Annotated in this window: 18 protein-coding genes; 11 read left to right on the top strand and 7 right to left on the bottom strand. The window is 69.6% G+C overall.

All coding sequences use genetic code 11. The features are described from left to right. The first annotated feature begins 165 nt into the window (after positions 1-165). The 4 genes from AC1PK7_RS00180 to lldD all read left to right on the top strand — a co-directional run bounded on the left by AC1PK7_RS00180 (position 166) and on the right by lldD (position 3,290). Positions 166-747, top strand: coding sequence for a methyltransferase family protein (locus AC1PK7_RS00180; RefSeq protein WP_481099452.1), 582 nt, complete (start codon positions 166-168; stop codon positions 745-747). Between the two features lie 10 nt (positions 748-757). Further along, positions 758-1,213 (top strand): DUF2214 family protein, encoded by a 456-nt coding sequence (locus AC1PK7_RS00175; protein WP_481099451.1) that lies wholly within the window; start codon positions 758-760, stop codon positions 1,211-1,213. Positions 1,214-1,315: 102 nt separating this feature from the next. Then, positions 1,316-2,116: a transcriptional regulator LldR gene (gene lldR, locus AC1PK7_RS00170; RefSeq protein WP_481099450.1), complete on the top strand. Its 801-nt coding sequence runs from the start codon at positions 1,316-1,318 to the stop codon at positions 2,114-2,116. Positions 2,117-2,129: 13 nt separating this feature from the next. After that, the gene (gene lldD, locus AC1PK7_RS00165) at positions 2,130-3,290 is read left to right on the top strand and encodes an FMN-dependent L-lactate dehydrogenase LldD (protein WP_481099449.1); all 1,161 of its coding nucleotides are present in this window, start codon (positions 2,130-2,132) and stop codon (positions 3,288-3,290) included. A gap of 42 nt (positions 3,291-3,332) precedes the next feature. Here lldD and ku read toward each other — a convergent pair whose 3' ends face one another. Further along, positions 3,333-4,313 (bottom strand): non-homologous end joining protein Ku, encoded by a 981-nt coding sequence (ku, locus tag AC1PK7_RS00160; protein ID WP_481099448.1) that lies wholly within the window; start codon positions 4,311-4,313, stop codon positions 3,333-3,335. Beyond that, complete coding sequence (locus tag AC1PK7_RS00155) at positions 4,313-4,708, bottom strand: hypothetical protein (RefSeq protein WP_481099447.1); 396 nt, start codon at positions 4,706-4,708, stop codon at positions 4,313-4,315. The genes ku and AC1PK7_RS00155 overlap by 1 nt, the downstream gene beginning before the upstream one ends. 162 nt (positions 4,709-4,870) lie before the next feature. Between AC1PK7_RS00155 and AC1PK7_RS00150 the strand changes: the two genes are divergently transcribed. After that, positions 4,871-5,173, top strand: coding sequence for a hypothetical protein (locus AC1PK7_RS00150; protein ID WP_481099446.1), 303 nt, complete (start codon positions 4,871-4,873; stop codon positions 5,171-5,173). Positions 5,174-5,364: 191 nt separating this feature from the next. On the opposite strand, the gene AC1PK7_RS00145 is transcribed toward AC1PK7_RS00150, so the two are convergent. From AC1PK7_RS00145 to adh, 3 genes are all read right to left on the bottom strand, one after another. Beyond that, complete coding sequence (locus AC1PK7_RS00145; protein ID WP_481099445.1) at positions 5,365-5,763, bottom strand: DUF779 domain-containing protein; 399 nt, start codon at positions 5,761-5,763, stop codon at positions 5,365-5,367. Beyond that, positions 5,763-6,791: an alcohol dehydrogenase AdhP gene (gene adhP / locus AC1PK7_RS00140; protein WP_481099444.1), complete on the bottom strand. Its 1,029-nt coding sequence runs from the start codon at positions 6,789-6,791 to the stop codon at positions 5,763-5,765. The genes AC1PK7_RS00145 and adhP overlap by 1 nt, the downstream gene beginning before the upstream one ends. 126 nt (positions 6,792-6,917) lie before the next feature. Next, complete coding sequence (gene adh, locus AC1PK7_RS00135) at positions 6,918-8,447, bottom strand: aldehyde dehydrogenase (protein ID WP_010340648.1); 1,530 nt, start codon at positions 8,445-8,447, stop codon at positions 6,918-6,920. Positions 8,448-8,692: 245 nt separating this feature from the next. Here adh and AC1PK7_RS00130 point away from each other — a divergent pair, with 245 nt between their 5' ends. Together AC1PK7_RS00130 and AC1PK7_RS00125 are read left to right on the top strand one after the other, a co-directional pair. Further along, positions 8,693-10,591: a sigma-54-dependent Fis family transcriptional regulator gene (locus AC1PK7_RS00130; RefSeq protein ID WP_481099443.1), complete on the top strand. Its 1,899-nt coding sequence runs from the start codon at positions 8,693-8,695 to the stop codon at positions 10,589-10,591. A gap of 314 nt (positions 10,592-10,905) precedes the next feature. Then, positions 10,906-11,670, top strand: coding sequence for an SDR family oxidoreductase (locus tag AC1PK7_RS00125; protein ID WP_481099442.1), 765 nt, complete (start codon positions 10,906-10,908; stop codon positions 11,668-11,670). 27 nt (positions 11,671-11,697) lie between these two features. Here the strand turns inward: AC1PK7_RS00125 and AC1PK7_RS00120 are convergent, their stop codons facing one another. Together AC1PK7_RS00120 and AC1PK7_RS00115 are read right to left on the bottom strand one after the other, a co-directional pair. Next, positions 11,698-12,168, bottom strand: a complete 471-nt coding sequence (locus AC1PK7_RS00120) for a hypothetical protein (RefSeq protein ID WP_481099441.1) — start codon at positions 12,166-12,168, stop codon at positions 11,698-11,700. A gap of 293 nt (positions 12,169-12,461) precedes the next feature. Then, complete coding sequence (locus AC1PK7_RS00115) at positions 12,462-14,588, bottom strand: TonB-dependent receptor family protein (RefSeq protein WP_481099440.1); 2,127 nt, start codon at positions 14,586-14,588, stop codon at positions 12,462-12,464. 129 nt (positions 14,589-14,717) lie between these two features. Between AC1PK7_RS00115 and AC1PK7_RS00110 the strand changes: the two genes are divergently transcribed. From AC1PK7_RS00110 to AC1PK7_RS00095, 4 genes are all read left to right on the top strand, one after another. Beyond that, complete coding sequence (locus tag AC1PK7_RS00110) at positions 14,718-15,920, top strand: amino acid aminotransferase (protein WP_010340653.1); 1,203 nt, start codon at positions 14,718-14,720, stop codon at positions 15,918-15,920. 169 nt (positions 15,921-16,089) lie between these two features. Then, the gene (locus AC1PK7_RS00105; protein WP_481099439.1) at positions 16,090-17,106 is read left to right on the top strand and encodes a class 1 fructose-bisphosphatase; all 1,017 of its coding nucleotides are present in this window, start codon (positions 16,090-16,092) and stop codon (positions 17,104-17,106) included. Positions 17,107-17,388: 282 nt separating this feature from the next. Beyond that, positions 17,389-17,712: a hypothetical protein gene (locus AC1PK7_RS00100; protein ID WP_481099438.1), complete on the top strand. Its 324-nt coding sequence runs from the start codon at positions 17,389-17,391 to the stop codon at positions 17,710-17,712. Positions 17,713-17,929: 217 nt separating this feature from the next. After that, positions 17,930-18,202, top strand: coding sequence for a hypothetical protein (locus AC1PK7_RS00095; RefSeq protein WP_481099437.1), 273 nt, complete (start codon positions 17,930-17,932; stop codon positions 18,200-18,202). The last annotated feature ends 178 nt before the right edge of the window (positions 18,203-18,380 follow it).

Genomic DNA, 18,380 nt, shown 5'->3' with positions numbered 1-18,380 from the left:
TCCGGCAGGCGGACGGCATGACCTGCGGCCACTGCCGCACCACCGGGCGCACGGCACACTGTGTCCATCCCCGCTGCATGCCGGACGATCGACACGCAGGACGGGCCCGGTTCATCCACCTTGCCACGCAATGCCGCTGTTGCACGCCGCCACGAGGACGCCGCCATGCCCCTGACCCTGCGCCATCCGGATCTGCTGTTCATGCTGCTCGGCCTGAGCTGGGGCGCCTACGAGATGTTGCTCAGCCGCCGCCGCCGCGCCGCCGACGGCGGTGCCCGCGACCAGGGCACGCTGCGCCTGCTGTGGCGTGTGCTGTACGCGGCGGTGGCGCTGGGCGTGGTGCTGTCGATGCTCGGCGTGTGGCGGTATGCGCCGCACCTGCAGGAGCCGCTGCGCTGGACGGCCTGCGTGCTGCTGGGCGGCGGGCTGGCGCTGCGGCTGTGGTCGATCCGGGTGCTCGCGCGCTGGTTCACCGTCGACGTGACCATCCAGGAGGGCCACCGCCTGGTCCGCCATGGGCCGTACCGCTATCTGCGGCATCCCTCCTACACCGGCGCGCTGCTGGCGTTCTACGGGCTGGCGCTGGGCATGGGCAACGTGCTGTCGCTGCTGGCAATCGTGCTGCCGGTGACCTGGGCATTCCTGCGCCGCATCCAGGTCGAGGAAGCGATGCTGACCCAGGCCTTCCCCGAGGACTACCCGGACTACGCCGCGCACAGCTGGCGGCTGCTGCCGTGGGTGTGGTGAGGCCGCGTCGATGGGCACTGTCGACCTGCTGCTGGCCGCCCTGCACCACCTGGCGATGCTGCTGCTGATCGCCGCGCTGGTGGCGGAATGGGCCCTGCTGCGCACGCCGCTGGCGCGCATCCAGCTGACGCGGCTGGTCCGCATCGACGCGATGTACGGCGTGGCCGCGCTGCTGATCCTGGCGATCGGCGCGCTGCGCGTGCGCTACGGACTCAAAGGCGCCGACTACTACCTGCACAACCCCTGGTTCTGGGCCAAGCTCGGCACCTTCGCGGCGATCGGCCTGCTTTCGCTGGTGCCGACGCTGCGCCTGCTGCGCTGGCGCCGGCAGGCGCGGCGGCAGCCGGACTGGGCGCCGCCGCCCGCGCAGGTGCGCACGCTGCAGCGCTTGCTCGGGCTGGAACTGGCCCTGGTGGCCGTGCTGGTGGTGCTGGCCGCGGCGATGGCGCGCTATCGGATGTTCTGATTGGTATGACCAATTAAGCGCCGTATCGTGCTGCGGTGATTGACGTTGCGTGAAACGTGGCGCCTAATGGCCAGACCGCGCGCTCACTTTCACGCAATTGGTATGACCAATCTGTCCATTGCCGCCAGCACCGACGCCGCGGATGAGCCCCCTGCCCGGCTCAGCGACCGGGTCGCCGCCCAGTTGCGCGCACTGATCGCGCAACGCGGCCTGGCGGTCGACGCGCGCCTGCCCGCCGAGCGGGCCCTGGCCGCGGAACTGGGCGTGTCCCGCCCGGTGCTGCGCGAGGCCATCGCCCAGCTCGCCAGCCAGGGGCTGTTGCGGGCGCGCGTGGGCGGCGGCACCTACGTGCAACGGCCACCGACTCCGGAGGACCAGGTGGTGGCGCCGCTGCAGCCGTTCCTGCCGCTGCTGCACGCCGACCCGGAGTACCGCTTCGACGTGCTGGAGGCCCGCCATGCGCTGGAAGGCGCCACCGCCTGGCACGCGGCGCTGCGCGCTACCGACGACGACCGCGCGCGCATCGACGCCGCGTTCGAGGCGCTGCTGCAGACCCACGCGCAGGCCGATGCCACCGCCCAGGCGCACGCCGACGCCGACTTCCACCTGGCCATCGCCGAGGCCACCCACAACCGCGTGCTGCTGCAGGTGATGCGTGGCCTGTTCGACTTGCTACAGGCCAATATCTCGCAGAGCCGGCAGCAGCTGTTCGCCTCGCCGCGCATCTTCGCCGCCCTGCACGCCCAGCACCGCGCGCTGCGCGACGCGATCCTGGCCGGCGACCCAGAACGCGCCCGCGCCGCCGCGCACGCCCACCTGGAATTCGTGCACAGCGCGCTGCGCACGCTCGACGAGGACGATGCACGCCGCGCGCGTGCCTCGCGCCTGCCCTCCTCTCCCTGACCGCCCTGCCCCGATGATCATTTCCGCCGCCACCGACTACCGTGCCGCCGCCCAGCGCCGGCTGCCGCCGTTCCTGTTCCACTACATCGACGGCGGCGCCTATGCCGAACACACCCTGCGCCGCAACGTGTCCGACCTCGGCGACATCGCCCTGCGCCAGCGGGTGCTGCGCGACATGTCGGCGCTGGACCTGCACACCGAGCTGTTCGGCGAACGCCTGGCCTTGCCGGTGGCGCTGGCGCCGGTGGGCCTGACCGGCATGTACGCGCGCCGCGGCGAGGTGCAGGCGGCCAGGGCGGCGGCGGCCAAGGGCGTGCCGTTCACCCTGTCCACCGTTTCGGTATGCCCGATCGAGGAAGTGGCGCCGGCGATCGACCGGCCGATGTGGTTCCAGCTGTATGTGCTCAAGGACCGCGGCTTCATGCGCAACGCGCTGGAGCGGGCCAAGGCGGCCGGCGTGACCACCCTGGTGTTCACCGTGGACATGCCGGTGCCGGGTGCGCGCTACCGCGACGCGCATTCGGGCATGAGCGGCCCCAACGCGCCGCTGCGGCGCATGCTGCAGGCGGTCACGCATCCGCGCTGGGCCTGGGACGTGGGCCTGCGCGGGCGCCCGCACGACCTGGGCAACATCTCCACCTACCGCGGCCACCCCACCGGGCTGGCCGATTACATCGGCTGGCTCGGCGCCAACTTCGATCCGTCGATTTCGTGGAAGGACCTGGAGTGGATCCGCGAATTCTGGACCGGGCCGATGCTGATCAAGGGCATCCTCGACCCGGCCGACGCGCGCGATGCGGTGCGTTTCGGCGCCGACGGCATCGTCGTCTCCAACCATGGCGGACGCCAGCTCGACGGCGTGCTGTCCAGCGCGCGGGCGTTGCCGGCGATCGCCGATGCGGTGAAGGGCGAGCTGAAGATCCTGGCCGACTCCGGCGTGCGCAGCGGCCTGGACGTGGTGCGCATGCTGGCGCTCGGCGCCGACGCGGTGCTGCTCGGCCGCGCCTTCGTCTATGCGCTGGCCGCCGCCGGCCAGGCCGGCGTGGAGCATCTGCTGACCCTGATCGAGAAGGAGATGCAGGTGGCGATGACCCTGACCGGCGCCAAGTCGATCGCGGCGATTTCGCGCGAGTCGCTGGCGCAGGTGACGCGCGAGGCGATGGTCTCGGCGTAAAGCCGGTCGCGGCGGCCCTGTCGCCGCCGCGACCGACCTGCCCTAGCCGGCCTTGCGTCGCGCCGGGGCCTTGCGCGCAGCCGGCTTGGCCTTGGCCGCCGCCGGTTTGGCGCGCGTCGCCTTCTTGGCCTTGCCGGCCGCGCTCTTGGCCGGCTTGCCGCTCTTCTTCGCCGCGGTCTTGCGCACCGGCACGCGCTCGTCCTGTTTGGCCGGCGTGCGCTGCTTGGCCTCCAGGCTCTTCTGCAGCAGCGACATGAAGTCGACCACGTTGGTGGTGGCGTCCTCGCGGTGCGGCGCCTCGGCGTCCTCGTCGACCTGGGTAGTGCCCTCCTGCGCCTTGATCCGCTTCTGGATCACCGCATGCAGCCGCTCGCGGAATTCGTCGTGGTAGGCGTCGGGGTCCCAGCGCCCGGACATCGAGTCGATCAGCTGCGCCGCCATCTCGGTTTCCTTGGCGCTGATCCGGTAGTCGGCGGCCTTGCCGCTGGGCAGCGTGTAGTCGTCCAGGTCCACCAGTTCCTGCGGATAGCGCAGCAGGATCAGCACCAGCGCGTCCTGCAGCGGCATCACCGCCGACAGGTATTCGCGGGTGCGGATCACCACCCGCGCGATGCCGACCTTGCCAGTGCTGCGCAGGGTCTCGCGCAGCAGCACATAGCCTTTCTCGGCCTTCTTGCCCGGCACCAGCACGTAGGGCTTTTCGAAATAGCGCAGGTCGATCTCGGCGGCGTCGACGAAGGCCTCCACTTCCACCGCCTCGTGGCTTTCCGGCGCGGCCGAGGCGATGTCCTGCTGCTCGACCACCACGTAGTTGCCCTTGCTGTATTCGTAGGCCTTGACGATGTCCTTCCACGGCACTTCCTCGCCGGTGTCGGCATTGACCCGCTCGAAGCGGATCGGGCGCTTGTCGCGCGCGTCGAGCATGCGGAAGTGCAGGTCGACCCGGCGTTCGCCGGACATCAACGACACCGGCACGTTGAGCAGGCCGAAGGACAGCGTGCCGGTCCAGATCGGGCGCGGCATCAGTGCGCCTCCATGCCGGTCGCCTGCGCCGGCAGGTGGTCCAGCGCCTGCCAGGCGTCCTCGACCACCTGCCGCGCCTGGTCCCAGTCCAGCCGCGAGTCGCCGCGCATCAGGTCCCAGTGCGCGGCCAGTTCGCCATCGGTCTCGGCCTCCGGCCCGCGCGGCCAGCCGCGGGCGTGGGTCTGCAGGGCGAAGGCATAGGCCGGGCACAGATCGCGCCACGGGGTGCGGTGGCGCGCACGGCGCTGGCGATAGTCGGCCAGGCTGTAGCGGCGGTAGTCCGGCGCATCGTGTGGGCGCGGCGCGGCGCCACGGCGGCGCAGCGGCGGCACGCTCGGCAAGGGATCCAGATGGGCGTTGAACAGCAGCGGGTCGGGGCGGTCGCTGGGGCGCATGGCAAGGCTCCGGGCGGCAACGTCGGCGGGGGGATGCGCAGCAGTAGCGCCCGCCCCGTTAGCGGTTCGTGACCGACGCGTGCAAGGGCTGCGATTCGCAATGGCTTCACTGCCGCGGCGGTGAACTGGACCTCCGCCGTCATTCCTCTGGAGGAACCGGACATGTCCACGCCCACCGACCCGCTGCGCCGCGCGGCCCCCCTCCCCGGCGAACAACGCGGCAAACGCGAGACGCAGCTCAGCGAAGACCGCGGCGCCGGCGACCGGCCCGAGACCATCGTCGAGCACGAACCACGCACCGGCGAGGATCGCCCTGCCCCGCCGGACACGCCGGCGCACTCCACACCGGACACCGCGCACGGACGGCACGCCGACGCCAACCAGGACGAAGCGCTGGAAGAAACCTTCCCCGCCAGCGACCCGGTCTCGCCGTTCGTGCCGGCGAAGCCGCCGAAGGCGTCGTAGGGCGCCGAGGGCACCGTCGGCGCGATGCATCACATCGGTAGGAGCGGCTTCAGCCGCGATGGAGCCGGGATTGGGGAATAGGGAATGGGGAATCGCAACAGCGGCTCCCACACCGGGGTTCCTACTGTAGGAGCGGCTTCAGCCGCGACCACGCGAGATCGAGAAACGCCCTGTCGCGGCTAAAGCCGCTCCTACACCTTCCCCGCCGCCTCCAGCGCGGCGTACTCGCCGTCGGTGAACAGGCGCGAGCGCACCAGGAAGCGCACGCCCTCGCCGTTCTCCAGCGAGAACATGCCGCCGCGGCCGGGCACCACGTCGATGATCAGTTGGGTGTGCTTCCAGTAGGCGAACTGCGACGGGCTGATGTAGAACGGCGCCTGCCCGATCTCGCCCAGCAGCACGTCGCGGTCGCCGACGATGAAGTCGTCCTGCGGATAGCACATCGGCGAGGAACCGTCGCAGCAGCCGCCGGACTGGTGGAACAGCAGTGCGCCGTGCCGCGCCCGCAGCTTGGCGATCAGCTGCAGCGCCGGCAGCGTCGCCAGCACCTGCGGCGGCGGTAGCGCGTCGGCGGGCGCGGACGCGTCCATCAGGCGGCCATGTCCAGCACGATGCGGCCTTCGATCTTGCCGGCATGCATGCGTGCGAACACATCGTTGACGTTGTCCAGGGTGTCGGTGGCCACGGTCGCGGCCACCTTGCCCTGCTCGGCGAATTCCAGCGACTCCTGCAGGTCCAGGCGCGTGCCGACGATCGAGCCGCGCACGGTCACGCCGTTGAGCACCATGCCGAAGATGTCCAGCGGAAACTGGCCCGGCGGCAGGCCGTTGAGCGAAAGCGTGCCGCCGCGGCGGACCATGCCGATGGCCTGCTCGAACGCCTTCGGCGAGACCGCAGTGACCAGCGCGCCGTGCGCGCCGCCGATCTCCTTCTTCAGGTAGGCCACCGGGTCGGTGGTGCGCGCGTTCACCGTCACCGTCGCGCCCAGGCGCGTGGCCAGCGCCAGCTTGGCGTCGTCCACGTCCACCGCGGCCACGTTCAGGCCCATCGCCTTGGCGTACTGCACCGCCATGTGGCCGAGGCCGCCGATGCCGGAGATCACCACCCAGTTGCCAGGCTTGGTGTCGGTGACCTTCAGGCCCTTGTACACGGTGACGCCGGCGCACAGGATCGGCGCGACTTCGACGAAGCCGATGTTCTTCGGCAGGTGGCCGACGTAGTTGGCGTTGGCCAGCGCGTACTCGGCGAAGCCGCCGTTGACCGAGTAGCCAGTGTTCTGCTGCGTTTCGCACAGGGTTTCCCAGCCGCCCAGGCAGTGCTCGCAATGGCCGCAGGCCGAGTACAGCCACGGAATGCCGACACGGTCGCCTTCCCTGACGTGATCCACGCCGGCGCCGACCGCCACCACGTGGCCCACGCCCTCGTGGCCGGGAATGAACGGCGGGTTCGGCTTCACCGGCCAGTCGCCTTCGGCCGCGTGCAGGTCGGTGTGGCACACGCCGCAGGCTTCGATCTTGACCAGGATGTCGCCGGCCTGCGGCCGCGGCACCGCCACTTCCTCGATCGCCAGCGGCTTGCCGAATTCCCGCACCACGGCGGCTTTCATCGTCTTGTCCATTGCAACGCTCCTGAGAAAAACGGGTGATGTCACCATCGCGCGACCGGCGACGGAGTGCCTTGATCCAGATCAGTTGGCGGCAACGCGACGGCACGCCTGTGCGCGTGCCGCCGCCCTGCCCGCGCGTCAGAAGAAGCCGAGCGCCTTCGGCGAGTAGCTGACCAGCAGGTTCTTGGTCTGCTGGTAGTGGTCGAGCATCATCTTGTGGTTCTCGCGGCCGATGCCCGACTGCTTGTAGCCACCGAACGCAGCATGCGCCGGATAGGCGTGATAGCAGTTGGTCCACACCCGCCCGGCCTGGATCGCGCGGCCCATGCGGTACAGCCGCGCCGCATCGCGGCTCCACACGCCGGCACCCAGGCCGTACAGCGTGTCGTTGGCGATCGCCAGCGCCTCGGCCTCGTCCTTGAAGGTGGTCACCGACACCACCGGGCCGAAGATCTCCTCCTGGAACACACGCATCCTGTTGTGGCCCTTGAACACCGTGGGCTTGACGTAGAAGCCGCCGGCCAGCTCGCCATCCAGCGCGTTGCGCTCGCCGCCGATCAGCACTTCGGCACCTTCCTGCTTGCCGATGTCGATGTAGGACAGGATCTTCTCCAGCTGCTCGCTGGAGGCCTGCGCGCCGACCATGGTGTTGGGATCGAGCGGGTTGCCCTGCTTGATCGCCGCCACGCGCTTGAGCGCCTTCTCCATGAACTTCTCGTAGATCGATTCCTGGATCAGCGCGCGCGACGGACAGGTGCACACCTCGCCCTGGTTGAAGGCGAACAGCACGAAGCCTTCCACCGCCTTGTCGAGGAAATCGTCGTCCTCGGCCATCACGTCGGCGAAGAAGATGTTGGGCGACTTGCCGCCCAGTTCCAGCGTTACCGGGATCAGGTTCTGGCTGGCGTACTGCATGATCAGCCGGCCGGTGGTGGTCTCGCCGGTGAAGGCGATCTTGGCGATGCGCGGGTTGCTGGCCAGCGGCTTACCCGCCTCCAGGCCGAAGCCGTTGACCACGTTGAGCACGCCCGGCGGCAGCAGGTCGCCGATCACCTCCATCAGCACCAGGATCGAGGCCGGGGTCTGCTCGGCCGGCTTCATCACCACGCAGTTGCCGGCGGCCAGCGCCGGCGCCAGCTTCCAGCACGCCATCAGCAGCGGGAAGTTCCACGGAATGATCTGGCCGACCACGCCGAGCGGCTCGTGGAAGTGGTAGGCGATGGTGTCGTGGTCGATCTCGGAGATGCCGCCTTCCTGCGCGCGCACCGCGCCGGCGAAATAGCGGAAGTGGTCCACGCACAGCGGCACGTCGGCGTTGAGCGTCTCGCGCACCGGCTTGCCGTTGTCCCAGGTCTCGGCATAGGCCAGCAGCTCCAGGTTCTGCTCGATGCGGTCGGCGATCTTCAGCAGCACGTTGCTGCGCTCGGTGCTGGAGGTCTTGCCCCAGGCGTCCTTGGCGGCGTGCGCGGCGTCCAGCGCGGCCTCGATGTCCTCGGCGTTGGAGCGCGCCACCGAAGTGAACACCTTGCCGGTGATGGGGGTGCTGTTGTCGAAGTACTGCCCGCTCTTCGGCTCCACCCATTTGCCGCCGATGAAGTTGCCGTAGCGCGACTTGAAGATGGACTGCGGATCGGTGGCATGCGGCTTGGCGGTGCTGACGGCGTTCATCGTGTTCTCCTTCGGCGGTCGAGAAGGACAGGGCAGGCCCGTCCGGGTAGCTGCACATGCGCAAGACCGATGCCAGGTTTTGCGTGCTGCGCCGCGTCACGCGTTCGCACCGCGACACATCGACGCACCCCGCCCGGTTTTGCTGCGTCGCGTCACGTCTGTCGATTGCGCTGCGTCGGCGGATGTGCTGTTTATCGGAACACCCGTATCACCAGGTGTCGCAATCTGCGACAGCGGAGCCGGACATGGCGCAGCACCCTTCGCAACACCAACTCGGCCAAGCCCGCCGGGCCTTCTTCGAACGCGGCGGCGCGCCGGTCGGGCAGGTGCCCGACACCATCCTGCAGTCGTGGCAACGCTGCCAGCGCCTGGGCCTGGCCGCGGACGCTAAACCGGCGATCGAACCACTGGAGGCCTCGCGCCTGCGGGCCCTGCGCGAGGCGCACGAGCGCCTGTGGCGGCTGGCCCGCGCCGAGCTGGAAGGCCTGGCGGGCGACGCCGCGGCCACCGGCAGCATCGTGCTGCTCACCGACGAGGCCGGCTGGATCCTCGATGCCGAAGGCAGCCCGCGCTTCCTCGACAAGGCGGGCAGGGTGGCGCTGATGCCCGGCGCATGCTGGAGCGAACCCCAGGTCGGCACCAACGCCATCGGCACCGCCATCGTCGAAAGCCGCTCGGTGGAAGTGCGCGGTGGCGAACACTACTTCGCCCCGCACCAGATCCTCAGTTGTGCCGCGGTGCCGATCTTCGATCCGTACGGCGCCCTCGCCGGCGTGCTCGACATCTCCGGCGACGCCAGCGTGCAGCACATGCACGCGCTGGCGCTGGCGCGGATGGCGGTGGCCAACATCGAGCACCGCTATTTCGACGACGGCATTCCCGGCTGCGAACTGCTGCGCGTGCACCACGACCCCGCGCTGCTCGGCACCGCACGCGAGGCGCTGCTGGCCTTCCGCAACGGCCGCCTGGTGGCGGCCAACCAGGCCGGGTTGCGGCTGTTCGGGCTGGAACGCCACGAACTCGGGCGAACGCCCTATGAGGCGCTGTTCGAGGAACCGCTGTCGCGGCTGCGCCAGCAGGGCAGCGTGTTCGACCTGCAGGGACGGGCGCTGCATGGGCGCATCGACAGCCCGGCCGACGATCGTCCGCGGCGGCGCCCGCAGCAGGCGCCGATCACGGTGACCGCGTCGTCGCGCCCCTCAGCCGCGGCGGCGTCCGACGCACCGCTGTTCGACGCCGCACAGGAGCTGGCGCTGGAACGCGCGCGGCGCGTGCTCGACGCGCAACTGCCGGTGCTGGTGCAGGGCGAGACCGGCACCGGCAAGGAAGTGTTCGCGCGCGAACTGCACCGGCGCAGCGCACGCGCTGGACGCCCGTTCGTGGCAGTCAACTGCGCGGCGCTACCGGAAGGGCTGATCGAAGCGGAATTGTTCGGCTACGAGGACGGCGCCTTCACCGGCGCGCGCAAGCACGGCAACCCCGGCCTGCTGCGTCAGGCCGATGGCGGCGTGCTGTTCCTGGACGAGATCGGCGACATGCCGCTGGCCCTGCAGCCGCGCCTGTTGCGCGTGCTGCAGGAACGCGAACTGCTGCCGCTGGGCGGCGGCAAACCGGTGAAGCTGGATTTCGCACTGATCTGCGCCACCCATCGCGACCTGGACGCGGCGATGGCCGAGCAGCGCTTCCGCCCCGACCTGTACTACCGCATCGCCCACCACTGCGTGCAGGTGCCGGCGCTGCGCGCGCATCCGGACCGGCGCACGCTGGTCGCCGAGCTGTGGACACGGCTTGGCCAGGGCAGGCGCCTGACCGAGGCCGCCCTGGCGACGCTGAGCGCCTATGCGTGGCCGGGCAACCTGCGCCAGCTGGTGGCCTGCCTGCGCACGCTGGTGGCGCTGAGCGAGCCGGACGCGCTGGTCGATACCGATGCCTTGCCGGCCTATCTGCCCGGCGTGCGCGCGGCAGAGCAGGGCAGCAATGCCGGCAACGCGATGCCATTGCCCGATGCCGACCTCGACAGTCTCGCGCTCGGCGCCATGCGCCAGGCTCTGGACGCCTGCAACGGCAACGTCTCGCAGGCCGCACGCCGGCTCGGCATCAGCCGCAGCACGCTGTACCGGCGGCTGCAGTTGGGCGCGCACTGAGATCGCGTTTCGCTGCGTGCCAGCTGCGCCGCGCGGTTGTCGACGTCGGGTTTCTCGCAGGAGCGGCTTCAGCCGCGACGCGACTCCATCGGTCACGCCAGTCGCGGCTGAAGCCGCTCCTACAGGACAGCAATGCTTCTTGCCGATTTTCGACAGATCCTGCAGAACGCCGCGTCACGGTTGACCGTCGCTCTCGCATCCACCGTCTGTTTCAAGCAGTACACATCGCCCGCGACTGCCGCGTCCGAACACGGCGAGCAGCGCGCGGTGGCGCCGCCGATGCTCCAGGTTCCTTCAAGACCATGGAGCATCACATGCAACGCCTGCACGGCAAGATCGCGCTCATCACCGGCGCCAGTTCCGGCATCGGCCGCGCCGCCGCGCACCTGTTCGCGCGCGAAGGCGCCTGCGTGGTGCTGGGCGCGCGCCGCGGTGCGCTGCTGCAGACACTCGCCGCGGAGATCGAGGAGGCCGGCGGCCAGGCCGCGTGGCTGGCCGGCGACGTCTGCGAGGAGGCCTATGCGCAGGCGTTGGTGGCGTTGGCCAGCGAGCGCTTCGGCGGCCTGGACATCGGCTTCAACAATGCCGGCAGCCTGGGCACCCTGGTGCCGACCACGCAGCTGCACGCGCAGGCCTGGCGCGAGGCGCTCGACGTCAATCTCAGCGGCGCATTCTTCGGCGCCAAGCATCAGATTCCGGCGATGCTGGCGCGCGGTGGCGGATCGCTGATCTTCACTTCGACCTTCGTCGGCCACACCGTCGGCTTTCCATGCACCGCCGCCTATGCCGCCAGCAAGGCCGGCCTGATCGGCCTGACCCAGGCGCTGGCGGCGGAGTTCGGACCGCAGGCGATCCGGGTAAACGCCTTGCTGCCGGGTGGCACGCAGACGCCGATGGCGGAGGCGATGAATGGCACGCCAGAGGCGCTGGCGCAGGTCGCGCAGCTGCATGCGCTCAAGCGCCTGGCGCAGCCTGACGAACTGGCGCGGGCCGCCCTGTTCCTGGCCTCGGACGAGGCTGCGTTCATGACCGGCAGCGCGATGCTGGTCGACGGCGGGGTGTCGATCAACCGCAGTTGAGCGGCGCGCATCTGCCGTCGGCCTGGCTCATCGCGGCCGTGCAGGTGCCGACGGCGCGCGGGGTTCGCGCCGGATCTGCCGGCCGGTGGTTTCGGCCTGCTCCTTGAGCGCCGGCGGCGCCGCGGGGCTGGACGCGACGAACGCCGCCAGTTGCAGCGCCAGCGGTGGATCCATCAGGCGCAGCAGGCCCAGCGCGTGGCCTTGCCGCACCGGATCGCCCGAGGTGATGTCGGCGTAGAAGAGTTCCACGTACTTGCTCTGCAACGAGCGCGCAAATTCCCTGTTCTTGTCTTCCACGCTGAGCTTTGCCAGCGCCAACTGGCCTGCGGAAATCTTGTCCGCGGCGGCATTGCCGTAGAACGCCAACACCGCCATCGCCAACGGCGCCAGCATCTTCTCCAGGAGTCGGAACGCGCGCTCGGCCGGGGTCTTCCGCGTCTGCAGCGCCTGCTTGAGCCGGGCGACGTCGCTCAGCAACCGGTCGAGCTTGTCTTCCACGGCAATCCCTCCGCGACATCGACGCCTGCATGGGCCATCCATGCGGCGCTGCCGTCACTGCGTCTAAGCGTCGCCGGCGGCGGTTTGTGAAGCGCGCATGCCACGGTGTGCCGCAGGACCTGCGGACAGGTCAGGGCAGGGGCCCCGGCGCTGCTCGACGAAGCAGTCCTGTGCCGCCGCCGAACAGGAATCCCGCGTCCCATGGTGCCGCCCATCGCTAGCGGCGATCAGCGAACTACCGAAAAACGCCACGCTCGGATGGCGCTGCGAGATGCTCCCCGCCTAAGACCAACTCAGTGCGGCAAGTCCCACTGCAACCCGACGGTATAGCTGCGATCCGGCCCCGGCTCGTAGTAACGGCCATTGCCGTCGTTGACGATGACCGAGCCGATGTAGCGGCGATCGAACGCGTTGTCGATGCGCGCGAAGGTGCGCAGGGTGCCGTGCGCGGTGGTCCAGCGCCGCGCCGCCTCCAGGTTGAGCAGGGCGTAGCCGGGCGCGGCCTCGCTGGCCAGGTCGTTGACCACGGTGTCGCCGGCGGCCACGCCCTCGACCGCGAACTGCCAGGCGCGCGGCTGCCACTGCCAGCGCGCGAACAGTTGCTGCTGCGGCACGCCGGGCAGGCGGGTGCCGGCGGCCACCACCGCGGTGGGGGTCGCGCAGCCGCTGCTGGCGCAGGTCAGGTAGGCCTGGCGCACCGTCGCCTGCAGCCAGGTGTAGGCCAGCTGCAGTTGTGCGCTGTCGCCCAGCGGCAGGGTCAGGCTGGTCTCGGCGCCCTGGCGGCGGGTACGGCCGATGTTGCGGTAGGTGCTGCGGCCGTTGGTGTTGCTGGCCACCGCCAGTTCGTCGTCGGTGCTGGCGCGGAACAGCGCCGCGTCCCAGCTGGCGCCGGCGGCGTTGCGCCACTTCGCGCCCAGTTCCAGGTTCTGGCTGCGCGCCGCGGCCAGGTCCAGGGCCAGGCCGGCGCCACCGTCGCGGCGGTAGCCCAACTCGTTGAAGGTCGGGGTCTCGAAGCCGCGCCCGGCCGAGGCGTAGAGCCGCAGGTCGTCGGTGACGCGGAACACCAGTCCGGCCACCGGCGTGGTCGCGGCATAGTCGGTGCGGCCGCTGTCGTCGGGGTTGCGGCCGACGATGTAGGCGTCGTCCGAGCGGAACCGTACCTGGCTGTGGCGCAGGCCGGCCAGCAGCGACCAGCGCTCGGCGAACTGCCACCAGGCCTGGGCGAACTGGTCCACGTTCTCCACCCGGTCCTGCTGGTCGCGGCGCAGCCGGCCCTTCACCCCGAGCGTGCTGCCGACGAAGTTCTCGTAGCCGGTGCGGTGCTGTTGCTGGCGGTCGGCATTGGCGCCGACGGTGAACTGGAACGGGCGTCCGGCCAGTTGGCCCTGCCAGGCCCAGCGCGCATCGAGGCCGCCGTAGTCGCCGTCCAGGTCGATCACCCCGCCGGCGTTGAGCGGGTTGCTCTGCGCGCTCACCGGGACCGAGAGGTATTGGGTGACGTCGCGGCGCCCGGCGTAGCCCATCAGGCGCCAGATCTGCTGGTCCACCTGCTGGGTGAAGATGGCGCCGGCCTGCAGCTGGCGGGTGGACTTGCGGGTGTCGAATTGGTCGGCCGCGGCGGTGGCCTGGCGCGGGTCGGCGGCGGCCTGGGCGCGGCTCAGGCCCAGCGGATCCTGCGCATCGGGCGCCTCCAGCGCGTTGAGCAGCAGGTCCAGGCGCCGCCCCGGCGCCAGGTCGATGCCGAGCTTGGCGTTGAAGGTGGTGCGCTGGGCGTGGCTGTGGTCGCGGTAGCCGTCGGTGCTGAAATGGGTGGCGGCCAGGTTGTAGTGGACCTCGCCCTGCTGGCCCAGCGCCTGCGCGCTGAGCGCGGCGGTACCGTGGCTGCCGAGCGCGCTGCGCAACCGCCACGGATCGTCCGGCTGGCCGTCGGCGCTCCACAGCTGCACCACGCCGCCGGAGGAATTGCCGTACAGCGCCGAGAACGGCCCGCGCAGCACCTCGACCCGCTCGCTGCCGAACAGGTTGAAGTTGGACAACTGGCCCTGGCCGTCCGGCATCGTCGCCGGGATGCCGTCCAGCAGCAGGCGCACGCCGCGCACGCCGAACGCCGAGCGCGCGCCGAAGCCGCGGATCGACAGCTGGGTGTCCTGCGCATAGTTCTGGCGATCGCGCGCGAGCAGGCCGGGCACCCCGACCAGCGCCTCGGACGCCAGTATGCCGAGGCGGTCGCTGTCGCCCAGACCGGTGGTGGTCAGCGACGCCGGCAGGTCGAAATCGGCCACGCCGCCGACGCGGGCGGCCTGGACCTGCAAGGCGGGCAGGGTGGTGGCCGGCTCCTCGCCGGGAGCGGCGTGGACCAGGGACGACAGCGCCAAGGCACAGGCCCCGCAGAGCAGGGCAGAGGGCAGGGAAGAAGACATGGCCCATCATCGCCCAACTGCCGCCCGGCCGCACCGGCCAAGCGCGGCAGCGTTTGTTAGGATGAGGTGTTTGACCGTGCCGGCTCCGGTCCTTCCGGCCCCCACCTCCGCCACCGAACGAGTACCGCCGTGTCCTTCTTTGCAAACGTGGAACAGGTCCCAGGCGACCCGATCCTGGGCCTGACCGAGGCCTACAACGCCGACTCCCGCCCGACCAAGGTCAACCTGGGCGTGGGCATCTACTACGACGAAAACGGCCGCATCCCGCTGCTGCGCGCCGTGCAGCAGATCGAGCAGCAGCTGGCGCAGGAAGCCAAGCCGCGCGGCTACCTGCCGATCGACGGCCTGCCCGCCTACGACCTGGCCACGCAGAAACTGCTGTTCGGCGCCGAGTCGCCGCTGCTGGCGGCCGGCCGCGTCGCCACCTCGCAGACCGTGGGCGGCAGCGGTGCGCTGCGCGTGGGTGCGGACCTGCTGAAGAAGCTGCTGTCCACCTCGACCATCGCCATCAGCAACCCGAGCTGGGAGAACCACCGCGCGGTGTTCACCGCCGCCGGCTTCGACGTGGTCGACTACACCTATTTCGATCCGGCCAGCCACGGCCTGAACTTCGACGGCATGCTCGCCGACCTGCGCGCGCTCGCCCCCGGCAGCGTGGTGCTGCTGCACGCCTGCTGCCACAACCCGACCGGCGCCGACCTGAGCCAGGCGCAGTGGCGCACCGTGGCCGAGCTGCTGAAGGAACGCAACCTGTTCCCGTTCGTGGACATCGCCTACCAGGGCTTCGACAAGGGCATCGACGCCGACGCCTACGCGGTGCGCCTGCTGGCCGAGGTCGGCATCGACAACTACGTGGTCGCCAGTTCGTACTCCAAGTCGTTCTCGCTGTACGGCGAGCGCGTCGGCGCGCTGTCGGTGGTCTCGGCCAACGCCGCCGAGAGCAAGGCGGTGCAGTCGCAGGTCAAGCGCATCATCCGCACCATCTACTCCAGCCCGTCCACGCACGGCGCCGCACTGGTCGCCGGGGTGCTCAACAGCCCGGAACTGCGCGCGATGTGGGAGCAGGAGCTGACCGAGATGCGCGAGCGCATCCACGCCCTGCGCGCCGGCATGGTGCAGAAGCTGGCCGCCCTCGGCGCGCCGGAGTTCGGCTTCATCCAGCAGCAGGCCGGCATGTTCTCCTACTCCGGCCTGAGCAAGGCGCAGGTGGACCGGCTGCGCGAGGAGTTCGGCATCTACGCCGTCGGCACCGGCCGCATCTGCGTGGCCGCGCTGAGCCAGAAGAACCTGGACTACGTGACCCAGGCCGTGGCGACCGTGCACAAGGGCTGAGTCCCGCGGTCCCGCACCGAGCCGGAAGCGCCTGCGCTTCCGGCTTTTTTGTGCCTGCGGGGTGGCCACGTCGGTAGCGCAGGCAGGCTCGCAGAACGCCGTTGATCGAAATCTACGGCGCAACCCGCGACAATGGCGATCCCCTTTCTCACCCAAGGCCGTCCTGCCCATGTCGCGAACGTCGCTGACCCGCTTCCTGATCGAAGAACAGCATGCCGGGCGTATCGGCCCGGAACTGCGCCAGCTCATCACGATCGTGTCCCGCGCCTGCAAGCGCATCTCCATCGCGGTCAGCAAGGGCGCCCTGGGCGGCGTGCTCGGCGATGCCGGCACCGGCAACGTGCAGGGCGAGGCGCAGAAGAAGCTGGACGTGCTCAGCAACGACATCCTGCTCGAAGCCAACGCCTGGGGCGGGCACCTCGCCGCCTGCGCTTCGGAAGAGATGGACCACTGCCAGCCGGTGCCCGACAAGTACCCCAGCGGCGATTTCCTGCTGCTGTTCGATCCGCTGGACGGCAGCTCCAACATCGACGTCAATGTCTCGGTCGGCACCATCTTCTCGGTGCTGCGCGCGCCCCCAGGCACCGACACCCCCGGCGACGAGCACTTCCTGCAGCCGGGCACCGCGCAGGTCGCCGCCGGCTACTGCATCTATGGCCCCAGCACGATGCTGGTGCTGACCCTGGGCCACGGCACCCACGCCTTCACCCTGGAACGCGAGGAGGGCAGCTTCCTGCTGACCCAGGCCGACATGCGCATCCCCGAGGACACTGCCGAATTCGCGATCAACATGTCCAACCAGCGCCATTGGGAAGCGCCGATGCAGCAGTACGTGGCCGACCTGCTGGCCGGCAGCGAAGGCGTGCGCGGCAAGAACTTCAACATGCGCTGGATCGCCAGCATGGTCGCCGACGTGCACCGCATCCTCACCCGCGGCGGCATCTTCATCTATCCCTGGGACAAGAAGGACCCGGGCAAGGCCGGCAAGCTGCGGCTGATGTACGAAGCCAACCCGATGGGCATGCTGGTGGAGCAGGCCGGCGGCGCCGCCAGCACCGGCCGCGCCCGCATCCTCGGCCTGCAGCCGGAACAGCTGCACCAGCGCGTGCCGGTATTCCTGGGCTCCAGGAACGAGGTGGCCGAGGCGGTGCGGTATCACGTGGAACACGACGCGCAGCGTCCTTGAGAAGTTTGCAGTCGGGCAAGCCGTTTTATCGGCGGTCCGCCGATAGCGGCTGCCGCTGACGATGGCGTATAGTCGGCGGGGTCGCGCACGAACACATGCGTCCAGTTGCCTGTCAGGGGTGTCTTGCGGGCGCTGGAACAGAAACGGGGATGTTGCGCGACGTTCGCACTGACGTGGTTCGACGCGGCGTACCGATGACGGCCTGTCACGTGCAGGACTTCGCCGACATGGGTGTCGCGGTGTTGATATCCGAAGAAACTCGATTAATCCAGGGGGAATGCAATGAAAATCATGCTGGGAGCAGCATTGTTGCTGGTCTGCGGTAGTGCGTTGGCCGACACCGCGCAACAGGGAAAAATCGTCCGGTTCGTGGTCGAAGGCAATTACGCATCCATCTGGCTGGAGAATCAACCGACGAATAACGAGTGCCCGGCCGATGGCAGATGGGTGATCGATTTTTCGGCAGATTCGATCGCGAAAGAAAAATATTCCGCCATTCTCACTGCGGCGAGTACCAGGACTCCGGTCGTCCTGCACTATGCGACCAGCGAAGGATGCAGTGCATTCGGCGCGAAAAGGGTTCAGTACATCGATCTTTCGTACTGACTGGGTCCACACCAGGGTTGGCATGGACGCCTGTCGCGCTTTGGCAAAGGATGCTTGTCGTGGTACCACTGGGCCGTCCACTGCCGAGCCTGGGGCCGGCATGGTGGCGGCGGCGCGCTTGCCTTGCTGAGGTAGGCTGCGCCCAGCGGCACGCGCAGCGCGAGAACCGTTGGCTGTTCATCGCGTGCACCTTGCCGTACCGGGCAGGAGGAAACCCATGAACCAGACCCTCGTCGTGCTGTTCTTCTTCGCCACCGCACCGGTCGCGCTGATGCCCACCGTCATCGCGCTGTTCACCCGCCATCGCTGGCGAAAGCGGATCGTGCTGATCAACCTGGCGTTGTGGACGCTGTTGTTCTTCGCCGCCCGGAGTTTCACCCTGTACAACTCCAGTCGCTTCGAACTGCCCACCCTGCTGGCGCTGGCAGTGTGGCTGGCCCTGCTTGGCATCGCGATCCGCGGCAATCCAGCGCCGGGCGACACGCGCTAGGCATCAGCCACGGCAGCGCGTGTTCCGCTGACGCATGGCCGCGCGGCTGGAGGTGGCATGGACGCCGTCCTCGCCGCTTTCGCCGCACGCGCAAGCCCAATCCGCACGTGCGCTGCGGTGATGCGGTCCACCGGCCGGCGCCGTCCGCAGCTCGCGGCCGCTTCGCTGCGGCTGCAAC

Source organism: Xanthomonas sp. NCPPB 3174, from assembly GCF_056725205.1.
The sequence above is the reverse complement of the archived record's forward strand: the minus strand, read 5'-3'. Positions and strand labels throughout refer to the sequence as shown.